This is a genomic window from Acaricomes phytoseiuli DSM 14247, from assembly GCF_000376245.1.
In the GTDB taxonomy this organism is placed as follows: domain Bacteria; phylum Actinomycetota; class Actinomycetes; order Actinomycetales; family Micrococcaceae; genus Renibacterium; species Renibacterium phytoseiuli.
The window spans coordinates 11,898-28,423 of sequence record NZ_AQXM01000054.1; the positions used below are offsets into that span (position 1 = coordinate 11,898).

12 protein-coding genes and 1 pseudogene are annotated in these 16,526 nt (G+C 63.0%); 9 read left to right on the forward strand and 4 right to left on the reverse strand.

Annotated features, from left to right (window positions below; all coding sequences use genetic code 11):
• Nucleotides 1-12 precede the first annotated feature (12 nt).
• A complete protein-coding gene (locus C501_RS14575; RefSeq protein ID WP_211206348.1) occupies nucleotides 13-180 on the forward strand; it encodes a hypothetical protein in 168 nt (55 codons plus the stop codon).
• Here C501_RS14575 and C501_RS14580 read toward each other — a convergent pair.
• Genes C501_RS14580 through C501_RS14590 form a run of 3 tightly spaced genes read right to left on the reverse strand, consistent with a single transcriptional unit; the run spans nucleotide 116 to nucleotide 5,227 of the window.
• Nucleotides 116-3,646, reverse strand: a complete 3,531-nt coding sequence (locus tag C501_RS14580; protein ID WP_211206349.1) for a type I polyketide synthase — start codon at nucleotides 3,644-3,646, stop codon at nucleotides 116-118. The genes C501_RS14575 and C501_RS14580 overlap by 65 nt on opposite strands.
• Nucleotides 3,604-4,047, reverse strand: coding sequence for a beta/alpha barrel domain-containing protein (locus C501_RS14585; protein WP_211206350.1), 444 nt, complete (start codon nucleotides 4,045-4,047; stop codon nucleotides 3,604-3,606). Before C501_RS14585 ends, C501_RS14580 begins: the two co-directional genes overlap by 43 nt.
• Before the next feature lie 37 nt (nucleotides 4,048-4,084).
• Nucleotides 4,085-5,227, reverse strand: coding sequence for a nitronate monooxygenase (locus C501_RS14590; protein WP_211206351.1), 1,143 nt, complete (start codon nucleotides 5,225-5,227; stop codon nucleotides 4,085-4,087).
• 1,213 nt (nucleotides 5,228-6,440) lie between these two features.
• Here C501_RS14590 and C501_RS0105575 point away from each other — a divergent pair.
• The 6 genes from C501_RS0105575 (at nucleotide 6,441) to C501_RS0105600 (ending at nucleotide 10,563) form a co-directional block, all read left to right on the forward strand.
• A complete protein-coding gene (locus tag C501_RS0105575; protein ID WP_018134645.1) occupies nucleotides 6,441-7,088 on the forward strand; it encodes a LysM peptidoglycan-binding domain-containing protein in 648 nt (215 codons plus the stop codon).
• 244 nt (nucleotides 7,089-7,332) lie between these two features.
• A complete protein-coding gene (gene gcvH, locus C501_RS0105580; RefSeq protein WP_018134646.1) occupies nucleotides 7,333-7,719 on the forward strand; it encodes a glycine cleavage system protein GcvH in 387 nt (128 codons plus the stop codon).
• Nucleotides 7,720-7,976: 257 nt separating this feature from the next.
• Nucleotides 7,977-8,369, forward strand: a complete 393-nt coding sequence (locus C501_RS0105585; RefSeq protein ID WP_043568352.1) for an FHA domain-containing protein — start codon at nucleotides 7,977-7,979, stop codon at nucleotides 8,367-8,369.
• Nucleotides 8,370-8,376: 7 nt separating this feature from the next.
• On the forward strand, nucleotides 8,377-9,129 hold the full coding sequence (gene ftsR / locus C501_RS0105590) for a transcriptional regulator FtsR (protein WP_018134648.1): 753 nt from the start codon (nucleotides 8,377-8,379) through the stop codon (nucleotides 9,127-9,129).
• Nucleotides 9,130-9,242: 113 nt separating this feature from the next.
• Nucleotides 9,243-9,725: a bifunctional nuclease family protein gene (locus C501_RS0105595; RefSeq protein WP_018134649.1), complete on the forward strand. Its 483-nt coding sequence runs from the start codon at nucleotides 9,243-9,245 to the stop codon at nucleotides 9,723-9,725.
• 250 nt (nucleotides 9,726-9,975) lie between these two features.
• Nucleotides 9,976-10,563 (forward strand): MerR family transcriptional regulator, encoded by a 588-nt coding sequence (locus tag C501_RS0105600; RefSeq protein ID WP_018134650.1) that lies wholly within the window; start codon nucleotides 9,976-9,978, stop codon nucleotides 10,561-10,563.
• 40 nt (nucleotides 10,564-10,603) lie between these two features.
• On the opposite strand, the gene C501_RS0105605 is transcribed toward C501_RS0105600, so the two are convergent.
• Complete coding sequence (locus C501_RS0105605) at nucleotides 10,604-11,416, reverse strand: ParA family protein (RefSeq protein WP_026174651.1); 813 nt, start codon at nucleotides 11,414-11,416, stop codon at nucleotides 10,604-10,606.
• A 196-nt stretch (nucleotides 11,417-11,612) separates the two neighbouring features.
• Here C501_RS0105605 and C501_RS12660 point away from each other — a divergent pair.
• Together C501_RS12660 and C501_RS12665 are read left to right on the forward strand one after the other, a co-directional pair.
• Nucleotides 11,613-15,012: pseudogene (locus C501_RS12660) on the forward strand (pyruvate carboxylase).
• A 136-nt stretch (nucleotides 15,013-15,148) separates the two neighbouring features.
• Nucleotides 15,149-16,519 (forward strand): MinD/ParA family ATP-binding protein, encoded by a 1,371-nt coding sequence (locus tag C501_RS12665; protein WP_018134652.1) that lies wholly within the window; start codon nucleotides 15,149-15,151, stop codon nucleotides 16,517-16,519.
• The last annotated feature ends 7 nt before the right edge of the window (nucleotides 16,520-16,526 follow it).

The following is a 16,526-nucleotide window of genomic DNA, read 5'->3' on the forward strand; positions in this document are numbered from 1 at the left end:
GTGTGTTCGCTGATGATGGTCGCGACGGTGGCCAGGATCGTGCTGGGTTCCAGACTCGTCGCACCAACCGGAGCGCTGGATGTCGCGGCGCTGGGCTGGGCACTGGACCGGGCGCTTAGCTGGGTGCTGCTCGCCGGGCTTGCGGGCGCCGGTGCGCTGACCGTCGCGAATGCTGTTTGAGCGGGGCGGCTGGAGCCGCTGCGTGAAACTGTGGGGTTTCCGTATTCGTGCCGAGGTATCCCAGGAGCATATCCCGTTGCGCGGCGATCATCTCCCGGATGGTCCGGAGGAACTCTGCCACCAGGGCATCCCGCTCAGTCTGCGGCTGAGCCCCGGATGGTGTTTGCTGGTGCATAGTAGGAACCTCCTGAAGGCGTTGGGCAGGGGTCAGGGCGCCGGGAACGACCTGCCCGACACGAGTTCTGATGGTGGCTCCGCTGACCTTCCACCCCGGAACCGTCGGTATTGCGGAACTATTGCTCTGCGTCAGCCGGCGGCCGCGGTAGAGCCAGTCGGTATCGACACTCACCCCGGAGACCGCGAGTTTGGCGAGGCCTCCCAATAGTTCATGTAAGTTCCCTGTCGAACCGGGTGCCAGCGGGATCACGGTATGTGGACGCTCGCCGAGGGTGGTGGCCACCAGCTTGCTCAGCACCTTCCCCGGCCCGACTTCGATGAAAGTCTGCAGCCCGGCGGCGTACATAGACTCGATTTGCTCCACGAATCGCACCGGTGAGGTGAGTTGTGCCGTGAGTTCCTGCCGGAGGACTGAGGGATCGTCCTCCGGGTAGTGCGCAGCATTCCGGTTCCCCCAGACCGGTATCCGAAGGGCTGCGGGCGAGGGTAGGAGGTCTTCCAGGGACTGCGCGAAGAGCTCGGTGGCACTGCCGATCACTGGGCTGTGGAAAGCGCATGCCACAGGGAAAGTCTTGACGCTCAGGCCTGCTGCTTTCAGTGCGTCAACCGCGGTGTCGAGGGGTTCGCTGGGTCCAGAGAGCACTGTCTGCTCGGGGGCATTCAGGTTCGCCAGAGTGACGGTCCCAGCCAAGCCTGCCTGGCTCAAAACAGCTTCTATGCGCTTGGCTGAGGCAGACGCCGCGGCCATCTTCCCGGGATCTCCTCCCGTAGCAGTGATGGCCTCGGTCACTGCTTCAGCTCTGGCGACGCTCAGGGCGATGAGCTGTTCTGCATCATAGGCTCCGGCTGCCGCTAAGGCCGGGAGTTCGCCGTAGCTGTGCCCCGCGGCAGCGTCCGGACGCACCCCGGAACGCTCCAGGATCCGGCCGAGAGCCAGAGCGGACAGGCCCAGAACCGGCTGAGCCGCTCGGGTATCGGTGATTTCGGCTCGCTGCAGCGCCTCGGTTTCGGCGTCGAACGCTGTCCGAGGATGCATCACCGACTGCCAAGGTTTGCCCAGTTCGAGTAGATCAGCCAAGTCCGGGAAGGCCACGAAGAGGTCCCGGAGCATACCGGGCCGTTGGCTGCCCTGACCTGGGAACAAGTAGGCCAGCCCGCCGGGTTCAGTCGATGCCTGCTTGCCGGTGAAGAGCCCGGCATCGGGGTCGCTTTCGCCCTGGGCGGCCCGGGCCAGGAGCACGGTGAGCTCATCGATATCGCGGGCGACGATCGCTATGGTTACCGGTCGGTGCGCGCTCTCCGCAACGGCGCGGGCATGGCCGGCAGTGAGGTCCCGAAGCCGCCAGGGCCTGCTGTTGTCTTCGCCGAGAGACACAACGGCGCCGAGTTCTTTGACCGCGCGGATGGCATCGGTGGCTTCTCCGTGGAAGAGGAACAGTTCCGCCGGCCATTCGTCCAGATTGTGCCGGGCCGGGACGGTTTTGCCACCAGCGTGTCCGCTGAGCACCACGTGGAAGTTGGTCCCGCCGAAGCCGAATCCGCTGATTCCCGCGACCCGTTCGGCTAAGGGGCTGTTCCAGGGGGTTGCTTCGCGGTGGAAGACGAAAGGGCTCTGTTCGCGGTCCCAGGCCAGGCTGGGGTTCGTGATGTGCAGAGTAGGCGGTTTGACTCCGCGGTGAATAGCCAGCGAAGCCTTGATCAGGCTGGCAATGCCGGCGGCGCATTTAGTATGCCCGATCTGTGACTTCACCGAGCCGATAGCGGTGCTTCCAGGTGCTGCTCCAGCTTCTGTGAGTACCTTGGTGAGCATGCTCAGTTCGGTGCGGTCGCCCACGACCGTCCCGGTGCCGTGCGCTTCCACCAAGCCGACCTGCACGGGGCTGATCCGGGCGTTGCGGTAGGCCCGCTCCAAGGCGGAGCGCTGCCCTTCCGGCCGGGGTGCGGTGAGCCCCAGTGACCGTCCGACGCTCGAGGAGCCCACTCCGCGGATCACCGCGTAGATGCGGTCCCCATCGCGTTCGGCATCAGTTAGGCGCTTGAGCACGAGGGCTCCGGCGCCTTCGCCTAGGGCGATGCCGTCCGAGCCCGCATCGAAGGCCCGGGAGCGGCCGGTGGGGCTCAGTGCAGTGACCGAGGCGAAAAGCAGGTAATCATGGATGGTGTTGTGCAGATCGACGGCTCCGCACAGCACTGCGTCTGCGGTGCCGAGGACCAAGTCCTTGCAGGCGATGTCCAAGGCGGCCAGGGAGGAGGCACACGCGGCGTCCACGCTGTAGTTGGAGCCGCCCAAGTCCAGGCGGTTGGCGATCCGGCCGGCGATCACGTTGGAGAGCATGCCCGGAAAGGAATCCTCGGAGAGTCGGGGCCACTGTGCGGAGAGCTCTTCGGGGATCTCTTTCAGATAACCCGGCAAGATGGTCTGCAGCAGGTTCGCATTGGAGAGATCGCTTCCGGCCTCGGCGCCGAAGACGACTGAGACCCGGGAGCGGTGCGCACCGCCCAGCCGCTCTCCGCTGAAGCCGGCATCGACCATCGCCCGCCGCGCGATTTCCAGGGCTAGTAGCTGAGCAGGTTCGATGGCTCCCAGGGACGCCGGCGGGATGCCGTACTGCAGGGGATCGAATGGGATGTCGTCCAGGAACCCGCCCCATTTCGATGGAGTCTGGATGCCGTTGGCCGTGGGCTGGTCGTAGTACGTCGCAGGATCCCAGCGTGCAGGGTCGACTTCGGTCACGGCGTCTTTGCCGCTCAGCATAGTGGCCCAGAAAGCGGCGAGGTCCGGGCTGCCTGCGAATACTCCGGACAGGCCGACGATCGCGATATCCAGGGGAGCCGAGGTAGCGGGTTCTTCGGCGCTGAGCTGGGGATCCTGCGCCGATTCCTGGCCTGAGGGCAGGGTGCTGAGCAGTGCTGCGCCTCCTGTACTCAGGGATTCATGGAGCTGGGCTATGGTCAGCTTCCGGTCCCGCAGTACGATCGCCTCACCGGCCATAAACATGCCCTCGGTCAGTTGCCGATCCGGGCCGACCGGCAGCAGTTCTTCGCCGCGCCGCTCGATTCCTTTGCTGGCGAGCCAGAGCCGTCCCAGATTGAAGGCTTCAAGCTGCTCCCAGGCCTCTCTATCCGGTACGCCGTCTGCACTCAACCGGCTTTTGGTGGCCTGGAATTCCTCCGTGAAGGGGCTCTCGACGCAGCGGGTCGCGTGCCCCGGTGCGGTCTCCAGCTTGGCGGTTCCCGAACCGGCGATCACCTGGGCCTGGAACGTTTCGCTGATAGCCCCTGAGGCCACGGCTTCTTCGGTGAAGAGATAAGCCGTCCGACGAGCAAGCCGATCCGGACTCCTTGCTCTGCCAGAGGGGTGGCCATGGCGGCGATCATGGCCGCGGAGCGAGCATCGCTGATGCCGCCGGCGAAGTAGACCGTGACGGGTGCGCTGTACAGGTCTGCGAGCGAGGGCAGGCGCTTCAGAATCACCCCGATCTGGGCCTCCCAGAGCGAGAAACTGTTCCTGGGGCCGATATGCCCTCCGCACTCGGATCCTTCGAAGATGAAGCGCCGTACGCCGGCATCCAGGAATTGAGCGAGAAGTCCCGGTGAAGGCACGTGAAGGAAGGTCTTGATACCAGCGCTCTCCAGCGCCGCGGCCTGTGCGGGCCGGCCGCCGGCGATGATCGCGTGCGATGGCTGCACCTCGTGGACGACTTCCAGCTGCGCGGTCCTGATCGAATCATCGGCGAAGCCGAGGATGCCGACCCCCCCAGGGCTGGTCCGCTAAGAGCTGCTGGGCGCCTTTGAGCATAGTTCGGCTCTGCTCGGCTGAAGACATCGCCAGGGCGATAAAAGGCAACCCGCCTTCTGCGGCAACCGATGCGGCGAACTCGGGCTGATCGCTGACCCTGGTCATGGGCCCCTGTGCCAGGGGCAGCCGGGTACCCATATCCTGGGCCAGCGGTGAGGCTTCGAGCAGTAAGCTCGGGTCCGATGGTGCATTCATCGCGGCGCGCAATCCTGAGATCATGGCCGTGACGTCGCCCCAGCGCTCAGCGTACCGCCGGGCCAGAAAGCCATCCTGGCCTACCGGCACCCACTGCCGTTCCGGATCCACGCCTAGTTGCTGAGGGTTTATCTGTTCGGCACTGAGCCGCTGGGGGAGCGACGTGCAGCCCGGGGCATGGCCGATCTTAGGCCGCTGACGAAGTACCCGATAGCCGTCCACGGAGGTACTCTCCGAACCGTCCATGCGGCGCAGTGCTGAACGCAGCGCGGTAGGGATCGTCGCTTCTTCGAGTAAGGCCAGTTGGGTATCCAGGAGGATTCCCGCAGCCCCTGCCGCCATCACGGCCCGTACGGTATGTGGCCCGATGCCTCCTGCGGCCCAGATCGGCAGCCCCAGATCGGCGTTGAGCAGTTCTTGCAGTAAGACGAAGGAGCTGGTGTCGCCGGTCAGCCCGCCGCTGTCCGAGCCTCTGCTCACGATGCCGCTTACCGGGTGATTCAGGGCGGCTCTGGCCTCTGTGAGATCCCGGACTTCCACCAGCACATCCGCGGGCAGGCCCTGGCGACTCTGAGAGATCAGGGAATCCAGAGACGTCAGATCTGTCTGCGGGGCGAGAAGGAGCAGGCTGGCACCGGAATCCCTGATAGTCGTGGGATCAAGACCGCAGGCGGGGCCGACCCGGAGGCCGAAGGGCCGGTCGGTCCAGCGTTTCAGGTCGACGAGCGCGCTCTGCGATGCTGTCGGATCGGCGCCGAGGTCCAGGACGCACAGAGCTCCGGCTTCGCAGATACTAGCGATCAACCGGGCGTCCGGGCTGGCGAAAGGGCTGATTGCGAGGATGGCGCGAGGGTCGGTGTCAGAGGCAATACGCATAGCAGAATTCCTGTTCTTCTCTCAGCAGAAGTCGCTCGGAATCGCCACGGTCAGCATGGTTGTCAAGGCCGAGAAGATCGGATTCCGAAATAACTATCTGAAGAAAACTTCATACTGCGTCCCCGGAAACAATATTGGCCGGGTGATTCGAAGTGCGTCAAGGGGTAAGAAAAATTCGCGAACCAGCCAATCAGTTTATACGCAACATATATAAAAACCCATGTGTAGACTGTTTTAAAATTATTAATTCTTGCGACATGTTGTCGCATGCCGGGAGTTCAGTGCTGCTATGCCGGCTCGTAGGCAGGGGGTGCCCAGTGCTAATAGATGAAAACGAATGATTTCTATGGCTCGTGTTACCGGATATTAATTCTTTGTTACGCGCAAGATGAATTTTTGGCACGGATTTCAGGCATGAGGGTGACCGCTTGGTAAACCTGTTGATAATCTCATTCTGTTTTTCGCTTTTACTAGATTTTTTATTATCGAACAAGAACCGAGTGGTTAGCCTTGTGGATATTTCAGTGTTCGGAATTAGATGCCCGATGGTTGCTCCCTTGTTGAGGAGAGTGTTTAGGAGAGTTGAGGAGATCTGCGTGCGTGCTTCCAGGGGGCTGGCTCTCTGATCCTGAGTTGTCACAGATATCGGGGAAGTCATTTTTCTTCATATTTGTGAACCCTGGTTGTGAATTGCGGCGAGGCGGAGCGGCTCCGCGCTCCGAGTTCATTGCTCGCCGCTGTTCGTCGCCAGTCTCTCCGATCTGTCGGAGTGCATATCATTCTCACAGTAGCTCTCAGGCTGCTTTCTGAAACGCTGCGCAGGTGCCGGCGGCGTCGGGTCTTGCTGTTCTGCGGAGGTGCACCTGCGAAGACTTTTCAACAGGCCGCACGGCCCGGAATGGCGGGGGAGTCGGTTGGTTTTCACCCAGCCCTCGATATTCCGAGCCGGCTGCTCCGCGGCTCGAATGCAACCTGCTGGGGGTAGCTGTGACTGAAGGAGTCAGCGTTCATCACGGCCGTTATTGATTTGTTATCTGTATTCCTATCCCGTAGCCTCGCTGTAGTTGCTGAGGTACGCCTCGGCCAAAACAGTCACCTCCTGTTCCTTTACCGTCGGGGAGGTGGCATCCTCGCAATAGACTTGATCAGGAGCGGCCGACGGTGCTGAACGGGAGATCGTGCCCGGCAGTGGGACAGCCGAAGACAGCTGACAATGACCAATAAGAACAACACTTTCCGTCGTTCCGCTGGCCGCGTTCTCGTAGCTACCGCTGTTGCAGGTGCCGGTTTAGCCGCAGGTGCCGCCGGTGCTCAGGCTAACGGCAGCACCTGGGATGCTCTGGCTCAGTGCGAGTCAGGTGGCAACTGGAACATCAACACCGGCAACGGATACTCCGGTGGCTTGCAGTTCCTGCCCAGCACGTGGGCCGCTTACGGTGGCACGGGCAATCCCGCCAACGCCAGCCGGGAGCAGCAGATCGCTGTTGCCGAGCGCGTTCTGGCAGGTCAGGGCTGGGGCGCATGGCCCGCCTGCTCTGCCAAACTCGGCCTGAGTGGCAAGCCGGCAGCGGCACCCGCACCGGCGCCGGCACCGAAGGCAGCACCTCAGCCCGCGCCGCAGCAGCAGGTTCAGTACCAGGCGCCTCAGGCTCAGGCTCCTGCCGCCCCCCGGGCTGCTCGGGCGGGCTCTGTGCCGCTGTCCGGCGAGACCTACACGGTTGAGGCCGGCGATACGCTCGGCACGATCGCCAGCAAGCTGGGGATCTCCGGTGGCTGGGCGCTGCTGGCTGACGCCAATGCCGACACCGTTACCAATGCCAACCTGATTTTCCCGGGCCAGGAGCTCAAGCTCCCTGCGTGATCCTTTGAAATAAATAAGGTCATCGCGTGACTCCCCGGCCTGGGAATCACGAATTTCATGAGCTAGTCCAGCTTGGGCGGCGGAAGTGTGTGCTTCCGCCGCCCAAGCTGTATTCAGCCGAGGGCGTGCAGATCACGGTTTCAGGCTTGCCGGAAATGCTTCGGCCCTGTTGACTGGAACTTGACTATCGTTATTGCGACCAGCAGCTTGACCAGTAACTTCCGGTATCGAGAAAGGCCAAGATATGAGCAGCATTCCCGAGGAACTTTCCTACACCGCGGAGCATGAGTGGGTGGGCGCTCCTGACGAGCAAGGCGTAGTGCGCATCGGTATCACCGACTTCGCTCAGGACGCGCTGGGCGACGTGGTCTACGTCCAGGTGCCGGAAGCGGGTTCAGCTGTGCGGGCCGGTGAGGTCATCGGCGAGGTGGAGTCCACCAAGAGCGTCAGCGATATCTACGCACCGCTCGCCGGTGAAGTGGCCAGCCGCAACGAAACACTCGATGCCGAGCCGGGACTGGTCAACAGCGACCCCTATGGCGAGGGCTGGCTGCTCGAGGTTCGGCTCGAGGATATCTCCTCCCACGTTTCCCTGCTCAGCGCGGCTGAATACGAGCAGCAGGTAGGTTAGGCTGGTATATCCCTGCACTAGCATCAGCAAAGTGTCAGGAAGTGCCCGGGAAGTCATCAGTAAATTTCTTGGTCACCAAGAGTTTGTAGCAGGGTGCACGATGAGAAAAGTCTGGGTTGAATCCCTGCAAGGAGGAAGAAGAGATGGTCAGCAGCGATCATAGCGCTGAGACCCGGTCGGATCCGCAGCTGCAGCAGAACGGGGCCGGCGGCGTCACGAGTGACACGGGTGCCGTTTCGCAGATCGGTTCTGACGAGATGTCCACCTCGATCCATTTCCCCAGCCAAGATGCGGCTCTGCCGTACCATCTCAGTGCGGAAGAGCTGGCCGCAGTGGAGGCTTTGCCTGCGGGCTCGGCTCTGCTCATCGCCCATAGCGGGCCCAATCAGGGCGCGCGTTTCCTGCTCGACTCCGAGACGAGCCTAGCGGGGCGGCACCCGGATGCTGATGTATTCCTGGACGATGTCACGGTGTCGCGCAGGCACGTGGAATTTCGGCGTGGAGAAGAGGGCTTCCGGGTCGTTGATTCCGGCAGTCTCAACGGCACGTACGTCAACGGTGATCGCGTTGATTCAGTGCTGCTGCGCCATGGCAGTGAAGTGCAGATCGGCAAATTCCGCCTGACGTACTACCAGAGCCCGGCGGCTTAAGGCTGTTATGCCAGTGCAGCGCGCGCGCCGAGGGTATGAGGTCAGGCAGCACGGCCGATCGGTGGTCTACAATATCGGTGACGTTCTGGCCCAGCTCACTGAAGAATTCCCTGCGGTGACCGCTTCGAAGCTTCGCTTCTACGAAGAAAAAGGTCTTGTGACCCCACAGCGCACTGCGGCTGGCTATCGGCAATTCGACGATGCCGATATCGAACGACTCCGATTTGTCTTGGCTCTGCAGCGCGATCACTTCCTGCCCCTGAAAGTTATCCGGGAGTATCTGGAGGCCATCGATCGTGGCGAGGGGCCGCAGCAGCTGCCGCCGGGTGTGAGCGCCGCGATTGCGCCACGCCCCGTGGATGCTTCGCATACTGCGGAACGGGCAGCTCGTTCGCGTCGGCTCAGTGCCGAGCAGCTGCGCACCGAGTCCGGTGCCAGTAAAGAGCTTTTCGAGTCCCTGATGAGTTACGGGCTGATCGCAGACCAGGGCGAGGACTCTTTCGATGAGCATGCCCTGCACGTTGCGAAGGCGTGTGTTGCGCTGGCTGCTCACGGTATCGAGGCCCGGCACCTGCGGCCTTTCCAGGCGGCGGCGGAGCGCGAGTTCGGATTGATCGAGCGGGTGGTCTCGCCGGAACTCTCCCGGCGGGACGGTTCTTCCAAAGCGCGGGCGGCCGAGTCTGCTCGCGAAATCGGGGAGCTGTGCCTCGGCCTGCATGCGGCTCTCGTCCAAGGGCACATCGCCGCACTGGACCACTGACCGGGCTGGTGGCTCTCCTGTGTCTCAGGAAGGCATCTGGGAGCCGCAGGGCATCAGTATCAGCACCGCAGAATATTTAGAGTCAGCGGATCATAACAGGGGCGGAGGTCGCAATGATCGAGATGGAACTAGTCGGGGTCCGGATCGAAATGCCCTCTTCGCAGCCGCTCGTACTGCTCAAGGAATTGCGGGGCGGCCGCCATCTGCCGATCTGGATCGGCACACCGGAGGCCAGCGCTATCGCAATTGCTCAACAGGGCGTAATCCCGCCTAGGCCGCTCACGCATGACCTCTTCTATCAGACCCTGCAAGCCCTGGGTCGATCGATCTCCCGGATCATCATCTCCGCGATCGAGGATGCGGTGTTTTACGCCCAGATAGTCCTGGACAACGGGGTCACCGTGAACTCCCGCGCGTCGGACGCACTGGCCTTGGCGCAACGCGGCGGCAGTTCGATCTGGTGTGAGGACGCCGTGATCGAAGAAGCCGGTGTGGTGATCAGCGAGGCGGGAGAGAGCGCGGAGGAAGAAGAGCAGCAGATGCAGGATTTCAGGGCTTTTCTGGATGAAGTCGAGCCCGAAGACTTCGAGAAGTGAGAGCCTGCTGGCTGGAATTACCTTCAAGTAGAAGGTGAAACTTTCGACACGCCGAAGCTTTCGTGGCCCGCCTCTTTGACCTTGGACCTTTGCGGTTCTAACGTCGAATCAGACAGTTCCCATTGCATGTCCTGGCGAACCGCGTCACACTAGAAGCACCGGAAATGCTTTTTCTTCCGTTGCGTCCCGGTGGTCATGCGGCCTCGGTTTGGCAGCACTTCCCCAGGGAGCTTTGATAAGGAGGGTCTACGTGAGTCTGAAAAGCGAAGCCGGCGAGCTCGAAGATGCCGCCAGCCGGAGCGCCATCTCAGGTGCCCAGGGTTTGCTTTTCTCTGAAGACCTTCCCGTGCTTGATGATGACGCAGGCTACCGGGGCCCGACTGCTTGTAAAGCTGCTGGTATCACCTACCGGCAGCTCGACTACTGGGCGCGGACGGGGCTGGTCGAGCCCACAGTGCGCGGCGCTGCTGGTTCCGGATCGCAGCGTCTTTACGGCTTCCGCGACATCCTGGTGCTCAAGGTCGTCAAGCGGTTGCTGGACACCGGAGTCTCCTTGCAGCAGATCCGCTCCGCCGTGGAGCATCTCCGCGAACGCGGGGTCGACGATCTTGCGCAGATCACGCTCATGAGCGACGGAGCCTCGGTTTACGAATGCACGTCAGCCGATGAGGTGATCGATCTCGTCCAAGGCGGCCAGGGCGTCTTCGGCATCGCAGTAGGAAAAGTCTGGCGAGAGATCGAAACCAACCTTTCCGAACTGCCGAGCGAGCAGGCCTCGGATCAGAGCTTCCCCGATGACGAACTCAGCAAGCGCCGCGCAGCCCGGAACATCTCCTGATATCCCTACCCAGTGCCCCTAGGGCTGCTGGGGACGGAGGCTAACGGCCTTCCGCGAGGATCTGTTGCAGTAGCGCGTCGAAATCCGCAGCTGCGGCTTGCGCGGTCTCACCGGGCCACTGGTGCACCGAACGTGCTGCCCCTTGGATCTGCTGCCAATTCGCCCGTTCCGGCAGGGTAGGCGTCAAGAGCAGGGAACCGAACATCGACGACATCTCTTCCAAGCGGTAATCGTGTTCCGCGGAACCGTTTCGCACCCGGTTTGCAACCACGCCCACCGGGCTCAACTCAGGAGCTATCTCTTGGCGGAAGAGTTCTATGGCGCGCAGGGTCCGCTCGGTTCCAGCGATGGAGAATAAACCCGGCTCAGCAACCAGGAGCACGTGCTCAGAAGCCATCCAGGCCATTCTGGTGAGACCGTTGAGCGACGGCGGGCAATCGATGAGGACCAGCTCATAGGGCGCGGTCTCCGAGGCGTCGAGGCCGGAAAGTACGGTAGTGAGCCTGCGGAGATTACGACGACTCAGATCCGGTCGATCGAAGATCCCGGAATAGGCTGAACCGCTGGCGACATCCAGCACCGCGGGTTCCTTCCGCTGCTGCGAGGCTTGCCCTACCCAGGCCGATGCTGTGACATGGTCGGCCAGACGTGCACGGCGAGGTGATTCGAGCATTCTGCCGATGTCCTGATGCTTGCCGGTATGGACGCCTAAGCCAGTTGTCGCATCAGCATGCGGGTCCAAGTCCACGACGAGAGTCGGCACCCCCGCAGCCAAGGCTGCAGATGCCAGGCCTAGGGTCACAGAAGTTTTACCGACGCCGCCCTTGAGCGAGCTGATACTCACAACCTGCACGTAGATCCCAACCGATCGATTCTGGTCTGTCTTGAGCCGCCACGGCATCCGGTGGACACCTAATCGCGGCTCCCGGACTCCACCATCATAGGCGTAGCCGGGGGTTGAGGCTCGTATTTCTGCTGTTTCTGCTATTTCTACGGGTGACCCGATAAGCTGGCTCCGCAGCGCAGATGCGCTGAGGACGGGGAGGCAGATGTTTTCCAAGATTCTGGTGGCCAACCGGGGTGAGATCGCGATCAGGGCTTTTCGCGCCGGCTACGAACTCGGTGCTCACACTGTTGCGGTCTTCTCTTATGAAGACCGCAACTCGATTCACCGGCAGAAGGCCGATGAAGCCTATCTGATCGGAGAAGAAGGCTGCCCTGTCCGGGCGTATCTGGACATTCCGGAGATCATCAGGGTCGCCAAAGAAGCCGGAGCCGATGCGATCTACCCGGGGTATGGATTCCTCTCCGAGAACCCGGAGCTGGCGCGGGCCTCAGCTGAAGCTGGGATCTCCTTCGTCGGGCCGCCCGCGGATGTCCTGGAATTAGCTGGCAACAAAGTCTCCGCGCTCCGGGCTGCGAAGCAAGCCGGTGTGCCGACCCTGAAATCCTCAGAGCCGTCCCAGGACCTGGACTACCTGGTGTCCGCCGCGGACGAGATCGGCTTTCCGGTATTCGCCAAGGCCGTCGCAGGCGGTGGTGGCCGCGGCATGCGGCGTGTTGAGGTCAGGGAAGAGCTGCCGGAGGCGCTGGAAGCGGCGATGCGCGAAGCGGATGCCGCCTTCGGGGACCCCACGATGTTCATCGAACAAGCGGTACTGCGCCCGAGGCATATCGAAGTGCAGATCCTGGCGGACGCCGAAGGCAATATCATTCACCTCTTCGAACGCGACTGTTCTTTGCAGAGGCGGCACCAGAAGGTCATCGAGATCGCCCCGGCGCCAGAGCTCGATGACAGCATTCGGCAGGCGCTGCACCGGGATGCGGTGGCTTTCGCCAAGGCGCTGGGCTATGTCAACGCCGGCACCGTGGAGTTCCTGGTCGATACCGCAGGGGAGCGGGCCGGTCAGCACGTCTTCATCGAGATGAACCCACGGATCCAGGTGGAGCATACGGTCACTGAAGAGATCACTGATGTGGACCTCGTCCAGGCGCAGCTGCGCATCGCCGCCGGCGCTACCTTGCCCGAACTCGGTCTGAGTCAGGAGACAGTGACGGTCAAGGGGGCTGCGTTGCAGTGCCGGATCACCACCGAGGACCCTGCCAACGGCTTCCGGCCCGACGTCGGCAAGATTACCGGCTACCGTTCGGCAGGCGGTGCAGGCGTCCGGCTGGACGGCGGCACGGTCTACCCCGGGGCTGAGATCAGCCCGCATTTCGACTCGATGCTGGTCAAGCTCATTTGCCGTGGTCGAGACTACCCGGCAGCGGTGGCGAGAGCCCGCCGGGCTCTCGCCGAGTTCCGAATCCGCGGAGTCGCCACGAATATCCCCTTCTTGCAGGCCGTGCTCGATGACCCGGCGTTCTTCGCAGGGGATGTCGCCACGGACTTCATCGAAAAGCGTCCCGAGCTGCTGCGCGCCAGAGGTTCTGCGGACCGGGGCACTAAGCTGCTGAGCTGGTTGGCCGATGTCACCGTCAACAAACCGCACGGCGAACCGGTTGCTCATGCCAATCCCGCGCTCAAGCTTCCCAGCGCCGAGGAACTGGCTCAGATCGAGGTCCCGGAGGGTTCGCGGCAGTTGCTGCGGGCATTGGGGCCGGAAGGCTTTGCCCGCTGGCTGCGTGAGCAGGAGGCACTTCAGGTCACGGATACGACCTTCCGAGACGCCCATCAGTCCCTTCTGGCTACCCGGGTTCGTACCCGGGATCTCGTGGCGGCCGCTCCCGCGGTCGCTGCGCTGACGCCGCAACTGCTCTCGGTGGAGGCCTGGGGCGGGGCGACCTATGATGTCGCCTTGCGGTTCTTGGGCGAGGATCCCTGGGAGCGGCTCGTCGCCCTGCGCGAGGCGCTACCGAATATCTGCCTGCAGATGCTGCTGCGCGGCCGCAATACCGTGGGGTACACGCCGTACCCGGAAGAAGTCACGGAAGCATTCGTCCGAGAGGCAGCTAGCAGCGGCATCGATATTTTCCGGATCTTCGATGCGCTCAACGACGTCAGTCAGATGGAACCGGCGATTCGCGCTGTCCGCGAGACTGGGACCGCGGTTGCGGAGGTGGCCCTGTGCTACACCGCCGATATGCTGGACCCCGCCGAAGAGCTTTACACCCTCGACTACTACCTCGAGCTGGCCCAGCGCATCGTCGATGCCGGGGCGCATATCCTGGCGATCAAGGACATGGCAGGGCTGCTGCGGCCCGCCGCCGCAGCGAAACTGGTCAGCGCGCTCCGCGAACGTTTCGACCTTCCGGTGCACCTGCATACTCACGACACCGCAGGCGGTCAGCTGGCGACGCTCTTAGCCGCTGCCGACGCCGTCGATGTCGCTTCATCCGCTCTCGCCGGCACCACGAGCCAGCCCTCGGCCTCGGCGCTGGTCGCGGCGCTGGCGCACACTCCCCGGGATACCGGGATCTCCCCTCACGGCAGTCGGGGCCCTGGAGCCCTATTGGGAAGCCGTGCGGCGCGTCTACGCCCCGTTCGAGTCGGGGCTGCCCGGCCCCACCGGCCGGGTTTACCAGCACGAGATTCCCGGCGGTCAGCTATCCAATCTGCGTCAGCAGGCTATCGCGCTTGGTCTCGGCGAGCGCTTCGAGGCCATCGAGGACATGTATACGGCTGCCGATCGCATCCTTGGGCGTCTGGTGAAAGTGACCCCGTCCTCAAAAGTAGTCGGTGATCTCGCTCTGCACCTGGTGGGGCTTACGGCAGATCCGGAAGACTTCGAGCGGAACCCGCAGAAATACGACATCCCGGATTCGGTGATCGGTTTCCTCTCTGGAGAGCTAGGGGAGCCTCCCGGGGGATGGCCGGAGCCGTTCCGCAGCAAGGCCCTCGAAGGCCGCGAGGTCAAAGTCCGGGAAGCGGAGCTCAGCGCGGAGGACCGAGCAGGCCTCGACGGGAGCTCCCAGGAACGCCGGGCGACGCTCAACCGGCTGCTCTTCCCCGGGCCGGCCGAGGAATTCGCCAAAGTACGGGAGCGACACGGCGATATCTCAGTGCTGGACACCCGGGACTACCTCTTCGGGCTGCAGCGCGGCCACGAGCACATCATTCTTTTGGGTAAGGGAGTGCGGCTGATTGCCTCGCTCGAGGCGATCTCGGAAGCCAATGAACGCGGTATGCGTACCGTCATGTGCACGCTCAACGGCCAGTCGCGTCCGGTGAGTGTGCGGGATCGCAGCATTGAATCCCAGGTCAAGACCGCGGAAAAAGCGGATCCGGTGGCAGCCGGCCAGATCGCCGCGCCTTTCGCGGGCGCAGTGACCCTGGCTGTGGAGGCAGGCGCTCAGGTGAGCGCAGGGCAGACCGTCGCCACGATCGAAGCGATAAAGATGGAAGCGTCGATCACTACTCCGGTCTCCGGTGCGGTCCGTCGCACCGCCATCGGGGCCGTCGAGCAAGTTCAGGGCGGCGACTTGCTGCTGGTGGTGGAAGACGGGTGATCCTCTGGCTGCTCAGCGGCCCTAGGCATCGATCGCCCGGATAACGTAAGCTATGGTGTTTGCTGTTTGACGCTGGAAGCTCTTCCGCGTCGCTTGTATGGGCTGGCCGGGAGCGCCAGGAGGGAGAAAGAGCGCTATGGCTGACGAGGAAGACGCTCAGCTGGAGGAAACCGAGCAAAAGCCGGGGGATGATCCCGGGCCGGAGGCTAAAGAGACTGAGGAGACTCAGCCGCAGGCTGCGCCCGCGTTGCTCGGCCCGGCCGGTATCGTTGATCCGGCGGGTACCGGTGCTGTCGCCGGTGCGGTGGTACTTCCCACCAACCTGCCCGAGCCCCCTCCCGGTACCGGGCGACGCAAGGCCCCGGAGGGTTCAGCGGATCACCGGGCCGGGGATGGCTCGAACCAGAGCTCATCTCAGAACGTTAGCGGTGCCGCCGAGATCGAGTATGTGGGCTGGCAGCCGCGCGGCTCTTCGAGCGAAAACGGAACAAAATCCTCAGCTGCCTCGGAGGCGCATTCTGCGGATACTACTGACGGATCCGGGCACTATTCTGTCCGTAGACCGCACGAGCCCAGCAAGCCGGAACCTGCGGCTGCGCTGACTTCGGACCGGCTGCTCAGCGGCCGGGACACCCCTCCGGTGGGCGGCTGGCGGCGCTGGGTTTATGAAGCCAGCTTCGGCTACGTCAACCTGGGCGATTCGGACAAGGTCCGCCAGGACCGCGTCATAGCGCACCGGGTCGCCAGCCGGCTAGGAGAGCGCACGCGGTATGTTCCGGTGCTCTCCCGTAAAGGCGGCGTCGGCAAGACTACGGTCACGATGTTGCTGGGCCTGGTCCTCGCCGAGATGCGCGAAGACCGGGTGATCGCGATGGACGCGAACCCGGATCGGGGCACGCTCTCCGATCGCTCTCCCGGTCGTGCCGACTACACCGCGCGGGAGCTGCTCAAGAACCGATTTGATGTGGATACCTTGGCGAAGCTCGCCGCTTATGTTTCCCGGGATGGCTCCAGGCTGGATGTTCTCGCCTCGGATACGGACCCTGCGGTTGCGGAGGCCTTTGACGACGCCGATTACCGCGCGGTCACCGATATCCTCAATCATTATTATTCGATTGTCCTCACCGATTCCGGCACGGGCATGGTGCACTCCGTGATGAAGGGCACGCTGGAGAAAGCCGACGCCCTCGTCCTGGTGTCCGGCGGGAGCGTGGATGAGGCGAGACTTGCTTCGGAGACGCTGTCCTGGCTGGAAGCACATGGCAGGCAGGATCTCGTCTCCCGCGCCGTCGTGGTGATCAACCTGGCTGCTGGAGATGGCATCCAGGTTGATGTGGATGAAATCGAATCGCACTTCACCTCACGCGTGAAAGCGGTGCTGAGGCTTCCTTACGATCGTCACCTGGCAGAAGGTAGCCAGATTCAGCTCAACCGCTTGCGCCCGCAGACCAGGGTGGCAGCGGTGGAGCTTGCCGCTCTGGTGGTTGACGAGCTGCAAGGGCTCTGACGCTTCA